Below are 12961 nucleotides of genomic sequence, written 5' to 3'. Positions count from 1 at the left end.
CGCATCTGGGCGTCGTCGCCCGGTCCCGTCCCGGTCGTCAAGCCTAGCCCGGATCCTCCGGCGAACGTCCCCAGCCGGGCCGGAGTAGCGTCGTCTCCATGCGCTTCTACGGTGGAACCCCCTCCGGCGACCTCACCTACTCGGACGTCTTCCTCGTACCCGGCCGGTCCTCCGTGACCAGTCGGCTCGACGTGTCGCTCGCCCCCGGTGACGGCACCGGAGCCAGCATCCCGATCGTCTCCTCGAACATGAACTCGGTCACGGGGCCCCGGCTCGCGGCGACCCTCGCCCGGCGCGGCGGCCTCGGCGTGCTCCCGCAGGACATGCCGCTGCAGCAGCTCGACGCGGCGATCCGCTGGGTGAAGGACCAGCCGGTCGCCTTCTCCGGTGCGCTCACCGCCTCGCCGTCGACGACGGTGGAGGAGGCGCTCGCGATCCTGCCCGCCGTCGCGGGCCACGGCTTCGTGGTGCAGGAGGAGGACGGTAAGATCCTCGGCTGCGTGCCGGCCTCGCGGCTCGCCGCGGCTCTGGAGGACGCCACGCTGGGGGACCTCGTGCACGGCGCGTCCGCCTCGATCGACGCCGACGACGTGCCCTCCGCGCGCGCGGCGTTCGACCTGATGGTCGAGGCCGACCTCGACTTCGCCCCGGTGCTGCACCACGGCGCGCTGGTCGGCACGCTGTCCCGCACCGGCGCGCTGCGCTCCACCATCTACGATCCCGCCCTGGACGCGGACGGCCGCCTCCGGGTCGCCGCGGCGGTCGGCATCAACGGCGACGTCGCGGGCAAGGCGCGCGCCCTCGTCGCCGCCGGCGTCGACGTGCTCGTGCTCGACACGGCGCACGGCCACCAGGAGGGGATGCTCCGGGCGCTGCGGACCGTCTCCGCGCTGAAGCTCGGCGTGCCGATCGCCGCGGGCAACATCGTCACGGCCGACGCGGTGCACGACCTCGTCGACGCGGGCGCGGACATCCTCAAGGTCGGCGTCGGCCCCGGCGCGATGTGCACCACCCGGATGATGACCGCGGTCGGGCGCCCCCAGTTCTCGGCGGTGCTCGAGACGGCGGAGCGGGCCCGCGAGCTCGGCGCGCACGTCTGGGCCGACGGCGGCGTGCGCTACCCGCGCGACGTGGCGCTCGCGCTCGCGGCCGGTGCCGCCTCCGTGATGATCGGCTCCTGGTTCGCCGGCACCATCGAGGCGCCGGGGGAGCTGCGCAGCGACGCGTCCGGCCGGGTCTACAAGGAGAGCTGGGGGATGGCCTCGGCCAAGGCGGTGCAGGAGCGCTTCGACCGCCTCGACGCCTACGAGCTCGCCCGCAAGCGGCTCTTCGCCGAGGGCATCTCGTCGTCGAAGATCTACCTCGACCCGCTGCGCCCCTCGCTCGAGGACCTGCTCGACATGATCACCTCGGGTGTGCGCTCCTCCTTCACCTACGCGGGGGCCCGCAGCGTCGCCGAGTTCCACGAGCGCGCGCTGGTCGGCCTGCAGTCGGCGGCGGGCTACGAGGAGGGCAAGGCGCTGCCGGTCAGCTGGTGACCGTCAGCCGGTGACCGGAGCGGGCGTGCTAGAACCGAGCCCATGACGATCGTCGACAACGCCGTGTACGTCGGCGGCCACCGCATCCGCAACCCGGACTCGCTCGAGGACACCTTCGAGCTGATGCGCGACGAGCACGGCATGGCGTGGATCGGGCTCTACCGCCCGAGCCGCGAGGAGGTCGAGGCGGTCGCCCAGGAGTTCGGCCTGCACCCGCTCGCCGTCGAGGACGCGCTGAGCGGGCACCAGCGGGCCAAGCTCGAGCGCTACGACGACGGGCTCTTCGTGGTGCTGCGGCCCGCACGCTACGTGGACTCGGCCGAGACGGTCGTCTTCGGCGAGCTGCACGTGTTCGTCGGGCCGGACTTCGTGGTCACCATCCGGCACGCCGATTCGCCGGACCTGGCGGCGGTGCGCAAGCGACTGGAGGAGGACCCTCGGCTGCTCGCCCGCGGGCCGGAGGCGGTGCTCTACGCGATCCTCGACCAGGTCGTCGACGAGTACGCGCCCGTCGTGCACGGCGTGCAGGGCGACGTCGACGAGATCGAGGACCAGCTCTTCGGCGACGACTCCGACGACGGCCTCTCGGAGCGCATCTACCGGCTCTCCCGCGAGGTCATCCACTTCCAGCGCTCGGTCCAGCCGCTGACGGCGCTGCTGCACGAGCTCGCCGAGGCGCCGGACGCGGCACCGGGCGCCGACGCCACGGTCGACCACGTCGAGCTGCACCGCTCGCTCCGCGATGTGCTCGACCACACCATCCGGGTGACGGAGGCGGTCGACGCGCTGCGGGCGATCCTCGACAAGGCGCTCACGGTGCACTCGACCCTGGTCTCGCGCCGGCAGACCGAGACCGGGCTGGCCCAGAACGACGTGGTCCGCAAGATCTCCTCCTGGGCCGCGATCCTCTTCGCGCCGACGCTCGTGGCCGGGATCTACGGCATGAACTTCGACGACATGCCGGAGCTGCACTGGCGGCTCGGCTATCCGTGGGCGATCGGGCTGATGCTGGTCTTCGGCTTCGTCCTCTACGCCGTGTTCAAGCGCAAGAAGTGGCTCTGAGAGCAGTTCTGCCGGAGCCCGGCTGCCGGTAGACTCGACGCCACAATGGACGACCCCCCTTCTGCGCATCCGCCCTCGCACCGGCTCGTTCGGCACTCCTCGATGCTCCCGCTCCTGCTTCCGGTGAGCGGGGGTGGTCTCCGTGGGCACTGAGTGGCTCCTGCTCGGCGTCGGCCTGCTGCTGACGCTCGGCACCGGCGTGTTCGTCGCCAGCGAGTTCGCCCTGGTCAACCTCGACCGCGCCGATCTCGAGGCCCGACGCGACCGCGGCGAGACCCGCCTCGGCATGACGATCGCCGCGCTCCGCGTCACCTCGACGCACCTCTCCAGCGCGCAGCTCGGCATCACGCTGACGACGCTGCTCACCGGCTACACGATGGAGCCGGCGCTCTCGTCGCTGCTGCGGGTCCCGTTCGGCGGACTCGGGATCCCGGACGAGGTGCTGACGCCGATCATGACGGTGCTCGCGATCGTCATCGCGACGCTGCTGTCGATGATCCTCGGCGAGCTGGTGCCGAAGAACTTCGCTCTGGCGCTGCCGCGCGCGACGGCGAAGCTGGTCGTGCCGATCCAGACCGCGTTCACCACCGTCTTCCGCCCGGCCGTCGCGCTGCTCAACGGCAGCGCCAACGCGCTGCTCCGCCTGGCCGGTATCGAGCCGAAGGAGGAGCTCTCGGGCGCCCGCAGCGCCGAGGAGCTCTCGAGCCTCGTCCGCCACTCCGCGAGTGCCGGGCTGCTCGAGGAGGACACGGCCGACCTGCTCGGGCGCACCCTGCGCTTCTCCGCCCTCTCCGCGGGCGACGTGATGACGCCGCGGCTGCGGCTCTCCACGCTCGAGCGCTCCAGCACGGCGCAGGACGTCCTCGATCTCGCCCGGACCACGGGGCTCTCGCGCTTCCCGATCACGGACGACGACATCGACGACATCGTCGGCGTCGTGCACGTCAAGCAGGCGGTCGCCGTGCCGCGCGGCAAGCGCTCCGAGGTGCCCGTCACCGCGCTGCGCTCGGAGCCGCTCCGGGTGCCCGAGACGATGAAGCTCGACGTGCTGCTCACCGAGCTGCGCGGCCGCGGCTTCCAGCTCGCCGTCGTGGTCGACGAGTACGGCGGCACCGCGGGTGTCGCGACGCTCGAGGACCTCGTCGAGGAGCTCGTCGGCGAGGTTGCGGACGAGCACGACCGCTCCCGCCCGGACGTCGTCAAGCTGCCCGGATCCACCACCTTCCCGGGCATGCTCCGCCCCGACGAGGTCCGCGATCGCGCCGGCGTCGTCATCCCCGAGGAGGGGCCCTACGAGACGGTCGCCGGCTTCGTGATGAGCGAGCTCGGCCGACTGCCCGCCGTCGGCGACGAGGTGCCCGTCGAGGGCGGCTCGCTGCGCGTCGAGCGGCTCGACGGCCGCCGCATCGACCGGCTCCGCTTCACCCCCGACCCCGACGCGGCGGGCGAGGGCATCCCCGATCCGCTCGCCGACGTCGGCCGGCCGCACCGAGGACGCCAGGAGGCCGACCATGAGTGACTGGGCAGGCATCGCCTGGCTCGTGGTGCTGCTCGCCGCGAACGCCTTCTTCGTCGGAGCGGAGTTCGCGGTGATCTCCGCGCGCCGCTCCCAGATCGAGCCCCTCGCCGAGGGCGGTCGCCGCAGTGCGATCACCGCGCTCGCCGCGATGGAGCACGCCACGCTGATGCTGGCGACGACCCAGCTGGGCATCACCGTCTGCTCGCTGCTGATCCTCAACGTCAGCGAGCCGGCGATCCACCACCTGCTCGAGGTGCCGCTGCACGCGGTCGGCATCCCGGACGAGTTCTCCGGCACGGTCGCGTTCGTGATCACGCTGGTGATCGTGTCGTTCCTGCACGTCGTGCTGGGCGAGATGGTGCCGAAGAACATCTCGTTCTCGATGCCCGACCGCGCCGTCCTGCTGCTCGCGCCGCCGCTCGTGGCGATCGCGCGCGTCATCAGCCCGATCATCGTCGCGCTCAACGCGATCTCGAACGCGGTGCTCCGGCTCTTCCGGGTCGAGCCGAAGGACGAGGCGAACAGCACCTTCACACTCGAGGAGGTGCAGACGATCGTCGACCAGTCGACCCGCGAGGGCACGCTGCGCAGCAACGGCACCCTCCTCGCCGCGTTCGAGTTCACCGAGAAGAAGGTGCACGACGTGGCGCTGCCGCTCGACGGCATCGTCAGCCTCCCCGCCGGGGCGTCGCCCGCCGACGTCGAGCGGGCCGTCGCCAAGCACGGCTTCTCGCGCTACGTCGTGCTCGGCGAGGACGGGCAGCCCGAGGGGTACATCCACCTCAAGGACGTGCTCGACCTCGACGGCGACACCGAGGGGCCGAAGTTCCGCCTGCCGATCCCGGCGAAGCGCATCCGCCAGCTCGCCTCGATCTTCGAGGCGACCGACCTCGAGGACGCCCTCGCGATCATGCGCCGCACCGGCGCCCACCTGGCCCGCGCCTTCGACGAGCAGGGCCGGGCGACCGGCGTCCTCTTCCTCGAGGACATCATCGAGGAGCTCGTCGGCGAAGTCGACGACGCCACCCGCCGCTGAGGCGCGGGCCGGGGAGGCGGCGCTCGCGGCGTTGTCGTCGGTCGCGATACCGCCGGTATCGCTCCCTCCTCCGCCTTGCGATCACCACCTCCCCGGCCCGCGCCTCCACTTCTGACGAGGGGGGGGCAGCGGCTTCGCCGGCTGCGGAGGGGCAGCGGCTTCGCCGACTGAGGGGGGCAGCGGCTTCGCCGACTGAGGTGGGCAGCGGCTTCGCCGACTGAGGGGGGCAGCGGCTTCGCCGACTGGGCTTCACGGCGGCAGCTTCGCCGGCTGCGGGGCCAGCAGCGGCGGCCCTTCATGCTGGTCGAGTAGTTCCGCAGGGGCGTATCGAGACCCACGGTCTCCAGCTGGGCGGGTCTGCAGACTCGGGTGCTGACGGTGGTGGATCTCGATACGCCCTCTGCAGGGGCTACTCGATCACCATGCAGCGGATGCAGCGGATGCAGCGGATGCAGCGGATGCAGCGGATGCAGCGGATGCAGCGGATGCAGCGGATGCAGGGGCCCACATGCTGGTCGAGTAGCCCGCAGGGCGTATCGAGACCCGCCGTCATCAGGCGCAGGGCTGCCGACGTTCGGCTGGGGGCGGATCTCGATACGCCCTCTGCGAGGGCTGCTCGATCAGCAGAGGTGGCGGGGTCAGAGCGGCAGAGTGCTGTCGGGGGTGCGATCTAGGCTGGCCGGATGACGGATGGGCAGAGGGAGTTCGGACTCGCGGAGGCGGCGCTGGCCGTGCGGGTGCCGCGCGGCGACGACGACAAGTACAGCCGCGGGGTGCTCGGGATCGCGACAGGATCCGAGCGCTACCCGGGGGCGGCGGTGCTCGGCGTCGAGGCGGCGGTGCGCACCGGGCTCGGCATGGTGCGCTACGTCGGGCCGGAGCGGCCCTCCGCGCTCGTGCTCGCGCGACGGCCGGAGGTCGTCACCTCGGCGGGGCGGGTCCAGGCCTGGCTCCTCGGCTCCGGCACGAGCGCGGACGACCGCTCGGAGGACGAGCGGGACGCCCTGCTCGAGCAGCTGCACTCGGGAGTGCCCGTCGTGCTCGACGCGGGCGCGCTCGATCTGATCGACGAGGCCCGCGGGCCGGTCGTCGTGACTCCGCACTACCGCGAGCTCGCCGGCCTGCTCTCCCGCGCCGGAGTCGACGTCGATGCGGCCGCGATCGCGGCCGACGCGAGTGGCTGGACGCGGCGCGCGGCCGAGCGCTTCGGGGTCTGCGTGCTGCTCAAGGGCAGCACGACCCACGTGGTCTCCGGGAGCGTCGCCCACGAGGTCAGCGGCTCGACGCCCTGGCTCGCGACGGCGGGCAGCGGAGACGTGCTCGGGGGAGTCCTCGGCGCGCTGCTGGCCGGCCGGGCCGCGGACGCCGAGACCCGGGGAGCGACGCTGGAGGACGAGGACCTCGCGGCGGTCGCCGCCGCTGCCGCCGTCCTGCACGCGCAGGCGGGCGCCGCGGCCTCCGGAGGCGGGCCGATCGCGGCCCTCGACATCGCCGAGCAGCTGCCGGGCGTCGTCGCGCGACTGCTGAACTGACCCGCCTTCGACCTGACCCGCCTGCCGCACTGAACCGATCGCGCCTCCGCGCCGTTGTCCCAGGAGAGGCGTCCTCCCCGCGATCCGGGCATCGGAGCCGCACAGTCGCCTCATCGGAACCCCATAGCTCCCGGCCCTAGCGTCGGTGGCGACAGCCGCGTCCGCCCCCCACACAGGAGAACAGACATGACCGCGAAGACCACGACTCCCGTCCGCTACGCCCTCACCCTCCTCGCCGGAGCCGGCACCCTCGCCGCCCTCGCCGCCTGCTCGAGCACCGCCACCGCCGGGACCGAGGACGCCGGATCGAGCGCCGCCGCGACCAGCGCGCCCGCCGCGACCTCGAGCGCCGCCGCCTCCGAGTCGACCGGGGCCGCCGCGACCGGCGCCTACGCCGACGGCACCTACGAGGCCGACGGCTCCTACACCTCGCCCGGCGGCAACGAGTCCGTCGGCGTCGAGCTGACCCTCGAGTCGGGCGTCGTCACCGCCGTCACCGTGACCCCCGAGTCCGAGAACCCCACCGGCCAGGAGTACCAGAGCCGCTTCGCCAGCGGGATCTCGGGCGAGGTCGTCGGCAAGAGCCTCGACGAGCTCGACGTGACCAAGGTCTCCGGCTCCTCGCTCACCTCCGGCGGCTTCAACGACGCCGTCGAGACGATCAAGGCCGATGCCGCGGCCTGACTCGACGCACCCTGAGGCGGCGGCCCCCGGCACTGTGCCGACCGCCGCGCGGCGCGTCCTCGAGAGCGCCTGGACCTTCGACGCGATCGGCACCACCTGGCAGATCGACACGGACGCACCGCTCGACGCGGCCGTGCGCGAGCGCGTCGCGGCCCGCATCGAGGCGTACGACCGCACATGGTCGCGGTTCCGCGGCGACTCCGCCGCGTCCCGGTTGCGCGGCACCCCCGGCGAGCACGTCTTCCCGGAGGAGTCGGTCGAGCTGTTCGCCCTCTACGACGCGCTCTTCGCGCTGACCGGGGGCGGCGTCACGCCGTTCGTCGGCGACGCGCTGGAGCAGCTCGGCTACGACCCGGCCTACTCCCTGGTGCCGCGCGGCCCAGTGGCGCCCGCACCGTCCTGGGCCGAGGCCCGCGGCGGCGGGGGAGCGACGCTCCGCACCGTGGCAGGGGTCGTCCTCGACGTCGGCGCTGCCGGCAAGGGGCAGCTGGTCGACCTCGTCCTCGACGAGCTCGCGAGCGCAGGCGTCGAGCGCGCTGTCGTGGATGCGAGCGGAGACCTGCGGGCCCGCGGTGCCGGCGCCTACCGCGTCGCGCTCGAGCACCCCTTCGACGCGAGCCGCGCGATCGGCGTCGCCGAGCCGGGCGAGCGCGCGCTGTGCGCCTCGGCCGGCAACCGCCGGGTCTGGGGCGACGGACTGCACCACGTCCTCGACGGCCGGACCGGGCGTCCGGTCGACACGGTCGTCGCCACCTGGGTCGTCGCCGACAGCACCCTCGTCGCCGACGGACTCGCGACCGCGCTCTTCGTCTGCCCGCCCGAGGTGCTCGCCGAGCGCTTCGACTTCGAGTTCGTCCGTGTGCTCAGCACCGGCCGGCTCCATTACTCGCCCCGCTTCCCCGGAGAGGTCTTCTGATGATCGGCACCCTCGATCGCGCCCTCGGTCGCATCACCATGTACCGGCTGGTCTGGCTGACGCTCGCCGCGCTCCTCGTCGTCGCGCTCGGCTACTCCGCCGCCGGGCTGATCTTCTTCACCCCGATCGAGATCGCGGCGACGGCCGTCGTGGCGATCGCCTCGACCACGGGGGCGACCTGGCTGATCGCGCGCCTGGTCCGCTCGCCCGCGCATCTCGAGTCCTCGCTGGTCACCGGTCTGCTGATCGCGTTCCTGCTCTTCCCGACCGCGGAGCCGCGCGCGCTGCTCGTCGTCGCGCTGATCGGCGTGATCGCCGCCGCCTCCAAGTACCTGCTGGTCTGGCGCGGGCGCCACCTCTTCAACCCGGCCGCCGTCGCCGTCCTCATCGTCGGCATCGCGCAGGGCCTGCTGCAGGACACCCCGTTCGCCGGCTCGCTGACCGCCGCGGCCTGGGCCCTGCCCACCGGCGCGCTCTGGCCCTGGGTGCTGCTGGGGGCGCTCGTCGTCGTCGCGCGGGTGCGCCGCTGGGCGATCGTCGTCGTCTTCATCGCGGTCGCCGGCGCGGTCTCCGTGCTGAACTCGGTCATGAACGGCCAGGAGCCGGCCGCCGCGCTGTCGCTCGTCCTCACCGCGTACCCGTTCGTCTTCGCCGGCGCCTTCATGCTGACCGAGCCGCTCACCCTCGCGCCGCGCCGCTCGCAGCAGCTGATCGTCGCGGTCGTCGCGGCCCTGCTCACGACGGTCCCGTTCTCGCTCGGCCCGCTGCACGCGAGTCCCGAGCTCGGCCTGGTCGCCGGCAATGCGATCGCGTTCTTCTTCGGCCAGCGCCGCCGGCTCTCGCTCGAGCTGCGTTCCTCGAGCGTCATCGCGCCGGGCATCACGGAGTACCGCTTCGCCCCGCGGACCCCGGTGCGCTTCGAGGCCGGCCAGTGGCTCGAGCTCGACGTGCCGCACCGCTCCGACGGCCGGGGGAGTCGGCGCACCTTCTCGATCGCCTCCGCGCCCGCCGACGGCGAGATCGCCGTGGCCATGCGGCTGCCCGAGAAGGCGAGCAGCTTCAAGCGCGCGCTCGCCGGGCTCGAGCCCGGCGCGGTCGTCCGCGCGACCAGCGTCGGCGGCGACTTCGTGCTGCCGGCCGATCCGGCGACGCCGCTGCTCCTGGTCGCGGGCGGGATCGGCATCACGCCGTTCGCGAGCCAGCTGACGGCGATCGCCGCCGGACCGCAGCGGGACGTCGTCGTCGTCTACGCGGCGCCGCGGCTCGAGGACGTGGCCTACCGCGAGCTGCTGCGCGCCTCCGGAGCCCGCGTCGTGCTGGTCTCGCCCGAGGCGCCGACCCGGCTGCCCGAGGGCTGGACCTACGTGGCCGGCCGGATCACCGCCGAGCGCCTCGCCGACGCCGTCCCGGACGCGCCGCGTCGCGTCGGCTTCGTCTCCGGCTCGCCCGCGTTCGTGGATTCCGTCCGCGGCGCCCTGCGCTCGGCCGGTGCGAAGAAGGTCCGCACCGACGCCTTCACCGGCTACTGATGCCGCCCGGGGGCGTTCAGGGGCGCGATCGAGAGGCCCTCTACACTGACGCGGTGCCGACCCCCGCCGCCTCCGAGACCGCCGCCCCCCGGGCCTCCTCGCGCCCGATCGCCTGGCTGCGCGAGAACCGCGACTCCGCCGCCGTGCTCTGGGGCGGCTTCGCCCTCGTGCACGTGCTGCTCTCCCTGCTCGCCCTGTTCGCCCCGGGTCTGCCGATGGGCGACGTCAGCATCGTCTACAAGGGCTGGATGCGGACCGCCGTCGAGGGCGGCGGGCTCGTCGGCTTCGACACGGGCTGGGTCTATCCGATCCTCGCCCTCGTGCCGATCAGCGCCGCCTGGCTCTTCGGCGAGGCGGGCTACGACCTGACCTGGCTCGCCGGTGTGATCGCGGTCGACGCTGCAGCCTTCGCGCTGCTCCTGCACCGGGGGATCCCGGCCCGGCTCGCCGCGGCGCGCTGGTGGCTGCTCTTCCTGGTGCTCCTCGGTCCGATCGCCGTCGGCCGGATCGACGCGTTCACCGTTCCGCTCGCCATCGCCGGGCTGCTCTGGGCCTCGAGCCGCCCGGTGATCGCCGCGCTCGCGCTCACCGTCGCGACCTGGATCAAGGTCTGGCCCGCGGCCCTGCTGGGCGCCGCCGTCCTGGTGCTGCGCGGTCGCCCGCGGCTGGTGGCCGTCGGCGCCGGTCTCTCGGTCGCGATCATCGCCGGCGTGTACGCGCTCGGCGGCGGCGAGTACGTCTTCAGCTTCGTCACCGACCAGACCACCCGCGGCCTGCAGATCGAGGCGCCCGTCAGCACGATCTGGATGTGGCTCTCGATCGGCGGCTGGGCCGGCAGCTACGTCTGGTACGCGGCCGACATCAACACCTTCGAGATGCACGGCCCGTTCACCGACGTCGCCGCGGAGCTGATGAATCCGGCGCTCGCGCTCGCCGTCGTCGGCACCGTGCTGCTCGGCCTCCGGGCGCTGCGGGCCAAGGCGTCCCCGGTGCGGCTGCTGCCGCTGCTGAGCCTCGGACTCGTGCTGGTGCTGATCGACATCAACAAGGTGCTCTCGCCGCAGTACATCGTCTGGCTCGCGCCGCCGGTGATCGTCGGGCTCGTCGTCGCCGGTCGCGACTTCGCGACGCCGGCCAAGCTGACGCTGGCGATCGCCGTCTTCACGCAGATCGTCTACCCCTACCTCTACCTCTTCCTGCTCTACTCCAATGCGGGGATGGTGCTGGCGCTCACGGTGCGCAACGTCCTGCTGCTCGTGCTGCTCGGCTGGGTGCTCCGCGAGCTGTGGCGCACGGGCAGCCGCACGCCTGCCGCCGGCCTCGCCCGCGCCTAGGCTGGTCGGCGGGCCCGGTGGTCGGACCCGCTGGGAGGTCCCTCGTGCTCGTCGCATTCTCCGTCGCTCCGTCCGGTGGTGAGGGCCCCGACGCCTCCGTCCATGACGCCGTCGCCGCCGCCGTCCGCATCGTCCGCGACTCCGGCCTGCCGAACCGCACGACCTCGATGTTCACCGAGATCGAGGGCGAGTGGGACGAGGTCTTCGACGTGATCAAGCGCGCCACCGAGGCGGTCGGCGCCTACGGCTCGCGGGTCTCGCTGGTGCTGAAGGCCGACATCCGGCCCGGCTACTCGGGCGAGATCGACGCCAAGATCGAGCGTCTGGGTCGCGCGCTGGAGGAGTGAGCCCCGCGGGAGCGCTCTCCGAGTCGAATCGTTTCGAGCCGCCTCTATTCCTCGCTATCGTGGTCCGGTGACCCTCTCCCCGGCCCGGACCCGCCTCGCCCTGCTCGCCCTCGCGATGGGAGGCTTCGGCATCGGCTCGACCGAGTTCGTCGCGATGGGGCTGCTGCCCCAGCTCGCCGCGGACCTGCTCCCGGACGTCTACGCGGTCAGCTCCGAGCAGGCCAACTCGCAGGCCGGGCTGCTCATCTCGGCGTACGCGCTCGGTGTCGTCGTCGGCGCCCCGACCATCGCCGCGGCGGCGGCGCGCTGGCCGCGCAAGCGCCTGCTGCTGATCCTGCTCGCGGCGTTCACGATCGGCACCGTCGCCTCGGCCCTGCTGCCGACCTTCCCGCTCGTGCTCGCGGCGCGCTTCGTGGCGGCCCTGCCGCACGGCGCCTACTTCGGCATCGCGTCGCTCGTCGCCGCCGATCTGATGGGGCCGGGCAAGCGCGGCAAGGGCGTCGCCTTCGTGCTCTCCGGGCTCACCATCGCGAACGTCGTGGGAGTGCCGGCCATCACCTGGGTGGGGCAGAACGCGGGCTGGCGCAGCGCCTACCTCGTCGTCGCCGCGATCTTCGCGGCCACCGTCGTCGCGGTGTGGCTGCTCGTTCCGCTCCAGCAGGGGAACCCGGCGGCGACCATGCGCAACGAGCTGAAGGCCTTCGGCCGGCTGCAGGTGTGGATGACCCTCGCGATCGGCGCGATCGGCTTCGGCGGCCTCTTCGCGATGTACAGCTACATCACCCCGCTGTCGACGGAGGTGACCGGCGTTCCGCTGGGCGCGGTGCCGTGGATCCTCGTCGTCGTGGGCCTCGGGATGACGGTCGGCAACCTCGTCGGCGGCTGGGCGGCGGACAAGAACGTGCGGCTCGCCCTCATCGTGCTGTTCTGCGGAGTGCTCGTCTCGCTGACCGGACTGGCACTGACGGCGACCTCGATCGTCGGCCTCCTCGTGTTCGCGTTCCTCGCGGCCGGATGCTCGGCCGGCGCGTCGCCCGCGATCCAGACCCGGCTGATGGACGTCGCCCGCGACAGCCAGACGATCGCCGCGGCGCTGAACCACTCCGCCCTGAACATCGGCAACTCCGTCGGCGCGGCGCTGGGCGGCGTGACGATCGCCGCCGGCCTCGGCTACGTGTCGCCGATCTGGGTCGGCGTCGTCCTCACCGTCGCGGGCATCCTGCTCGCCTTCGCCAGCCTCGCCATCGACCGCGCCCGCGGCACCGTCGACCCCCTGCGCGACCCGTCCCGTCCCGCGACGGGCGGCGTCCCCGTCAACGCCCTCTAGGGCGGCGCGGCCGCGCCTGCCGGCACCGGAGGGGGGGTCTGCAGGCCGCCCCGCTGACGCCGGTGGGTCTCGATACGCCCCTGCAGGGCCACTCGACCAGCATGATTGCGGCGCTGCTCGAAAGGTCTTGCCTGCAG

The 12961-nt window shown here is 73.0% G+C and carries 11 protein-coding genes; all 11 read left to right on the top strand.

What is annotated here, in order from left to right; translation table 11 throughout:
* Positions 1 to 98: 98 nt before the first annotated feature.
* The 11 genes from HRK28_RS03230 (at position 99) to HRK28_RS03180 (ending at position 12824) form a co-directional block, all read left to right on the top strand.
* Positions 99 to 1538, top strand: a complete 1440-nt coding sequence (locus tag HRK28_RS03230; protein WP_173250398.1) for a GuaB1 family IMP dehydrogenase-related protein — start codon at positions 99 to 101, stop codon at positions 1536 to 1538.
* Between the two features lie 42 nt (positions 1539 to 1580).
* Complete coding sequence (gene corA / locus HRK28_RS03225) at positions 1581 to 2600, top strand: magnesium/cobalt transporter CorA (protein ID WP_160088175.1); 1020 nt, start codon at positions 1581 to 1583, stop codon at positions 2598 to 2600.
* A 133-nt stretch (positions 2601 to 2733) separates the two neighbouring features.
* Positions 2734 to 4119 carry a hemolysin family protein gene (locus HRK28_RS03220; RefSeq protein ID WP_173250397.1) on the top strand — a complete coding sequence of 462 codons (1386 nt, stop codon included), beginning with the start codon at positions 2734 to 2736 and terminating at the stop codon, positions 4117 to 4119.
* The gene (locus HRK28_RS03215) at positions 4112 to 5155 is read left to right on the top strand and encodes a hemolysin family protein (protein WP_160088180.1); all 1044 of its coding nucleotides are present in this window, start codon (positions 4112 to 4114) and stop codon (positions 5153 to 5155) included. Before HRK28_RS03220 ends, HRK28_RS03215 begins: the two co-directional genes overlap by 8 nt.
* A gap of 683 nt (positions 5156 to 5838) precedes the next feature.
* Positions 5839 to 6687, top strand: a complete 849-nt coding sequence (locus tag HRK28_RS03210) for an ADP/ATP-dependent (S)-NAD(P)H-hydrate dehydratase (protein ID WP_173250396.1) — start codon at positions 5839 to 5841, stop codon at positions 6685 to 6687.
* A gap of 186 nt (positions 6688 to 6873) precedes the next feature.
* A complete protein-coding gene (locus tag HRK28_RS03205; RefSeq protein ID WP_173250395.1) occupies positions 6874 to 7371 on the top strand; it encodes an FMN-binding protein in 498 nt (165 codons plus the stop codon).
* On the top strand, positions 7358 to 8287 hold the full coding sequence (locus HRK28_RS03200; protein ID WP_173250394.1) for an FAD:protein FMN transferase: 930 nt from the start codon (positions 7358 to 7360) through the stop codon (positions 8285 to 8287). Before HRK28_RS03205 ends, HRK28_RS03200 begins: the two co-directional genes overlap by 14 nt.
* Complete coding sequence (locus tag HRK28_RS03195; protein WP_173250393.1) at positions 8287 to 9816, top strand: RnfABCDGE type electron transport complex subunit D; 1530 nt, start codon at positions 8287 to 8289, stop codon at positions 9814 to 9816. The genes HRK28_RS03200 and HRK28_RS03195 overlap by 1 nt, the downstream gene beginning before the upstream one ends.
* A gap of 53 nt (positions 9817 to 9869) precedes the next feature.
* A complete protein-coding gene (locus HRK28_RS03190; RefSeq protein ID WP_160088190.1) occupies positions 9870 to 11150 on the top strand; it encodes a glycosyltransferase 87 family protein in 1281 nt (426 codons plus the stop codon).
* Between the two features lie 44 nt (positions 11151 to 11194).
* Entirely contained in the window at positions 11195 to 11497 is a 303-nt protein-coding gene (locus HRK28_RS03185) for a thiamine-binding protein (RefSeq protein ID WP_123702710.1), read from the top strand.
* 115 nt (positions 11498 to 11612) lie between these two features.
* Positions 11613 to 12824 (top strand): MFS transporter, encoded by a 1212-nt coding sequence (locus HRK28_RS03180; protein ID WP_160091263.1) that lies wholly within the window; start codon positions 11613 to 11615, stop codon positions 12822 to 12824.
* Positions 12825 to 12961 lie beyond the last annotated feature (137 nt).

This window comes from Rathayibacter sp. VKM Ac-2835 (assembly GCF_013266705.1).
GTDB lineage: Bacteria > Actinomycetota > Actinomycetes > Actinomycetales > Microbacteriaceae > Rathayibacter.
The sequence above is the reverse complement of the archived record's forward strand: the minus strand, read 5'-3'. Positions and strand labels throughout refer to the sequence as shown.

Coding starts and splice junctions, on each gene's coding strand:
- HRK28_RS03230 (WP_173250398.1), top strand. CDS start 99: ATGCGCTTCTACGGTGGAACCCCCTCCGGCGACCTCACCTACTCGGAC.
- corA (WP_160088175.1), top strand. CDS start 1,581: ATGACGATCGTCGACAACGCCGTGTACGTCGGCGGCCACCGCATCCGC.
- HRK28_RS03215 (WP_160088180.1), top strand. CDS start 4,112: ATGAGTGACTGGGCAGGCATCGCCTGGCTCGTGGTGCTGCTCGCCGCG.
- HRK28_RS03210 (WP_173250396.1), top strand. CDS start 5,839: ATGACGGATGGGCAGAGGGAGTTCGGACTCGCGGAGGCGGCGCTGGCC.
- HRK28_RS03205 (WP_173250395.1), top strand. CDS start 6,874: ATGACCGCGAAGACCACGACTCCCGTCCGCTACGCCCTCACCCTCCTC.
- HRK28_RS03200 (WP_173250394.1), top strand. CDS start 7,358: ATGCCGCGGCCTGACTCGACGCACCCTGAGGCGGCGGCCCCCGGCACT.
- HRK28_RS03195 (WP_173250393.1), top strand. CDS start 8,287: ATGATCGGCACCCTCGATCGCGCCCTCGGTCGCATCACCATGTACCGG.
- HRK28_RS03180 (WP_160091263.1), top strand. CDS start 11,613: ATGGGAGGCTTCGGCATCGGCTCGACCGAGTTCGTCGCGATGGGGCTG.